The 700-nt window shown below is 53.4% G+C and carries 1 protein-coding gene; it reads right to left on the reverse strand.

The features are described from left to right. A partial coding sequence (locus L696_RS0103960; RefSeq protein WP_209440931.1) for an IS66 family transposase zinc-finger binding domain-containing protein occupies window positions 1-565 on the reverse strand: 565 nt, incomplete at its 3' end. Window positions 566-700 lie beyond the last annotated feature (135 nt).

Consider the following 700-nt stretch of genomic DNA (forward strand, 5'->3'; position numbering starts at 1 on the left):
CATACTTCTGGCTCATCACATGTGCCAAGATTGATGGCGAAGCCAGGCTTCCCGGATAGACAGGCTTCGGCATCGGAGCGGTAACGATCGGCGTGCGAATCTCTTCGCGCTCGCAGCGGCGGCATGCATACACCTGCCGCACATGACGCACGACCTTCACTTCTGCAGGAATGATCACAATTTCATTGCGCGTCTCCGTACTCATCTCATGAAGATCGCCGCCGCAGCAGGAACAGATTTGCTCTGATGCAGGCAGCTCGTAGATGAGCGTTTCAATGGGGAGCTGCTCCAGCTTGGTTTCGCGGCTTGCCGACTTTGTGCGGCTGTTGTCCGGCTCCTGCGTCTCAGGTGTTGCCAGCACTTCGGCTTCGTTGAACAGATCGAGTTCCATCTGATCGGGGTTCGTCTTCTCACTCGAAGCGCCGAAGCGCTTCTGCTGCGCGAGGCGGAACTGCTCTTCGTACCACTTTAGCTTGGCTGACAATTCGGCATTTTGCTGCTCGAGCTTGGCATTCTGTCGTTCTAATTCTTCAATTGTATTAGGGGTTTCCGTTATGTTTTCCATAACTACAATTATTCGGATAAATGTTAACTCATCCCTGCCTACAGGTATGTCGATACGGCGAACATTGGTTAAATAACAGTCTGAGCTGTGACTTGCGGGTGAGCTTGCCGCTGGCTCAGCGAAAGCCCGTCGAGC

The organism is Paenibacillus maysiensis (assembly GCF_000520815.1).
GTDB classification, from domain to species: Bacteria; Bacillota; Bacilli; order Paenibacillales; family Paenibacillaceae; genus Paenibacillus; species Paenibacillus maysiensis.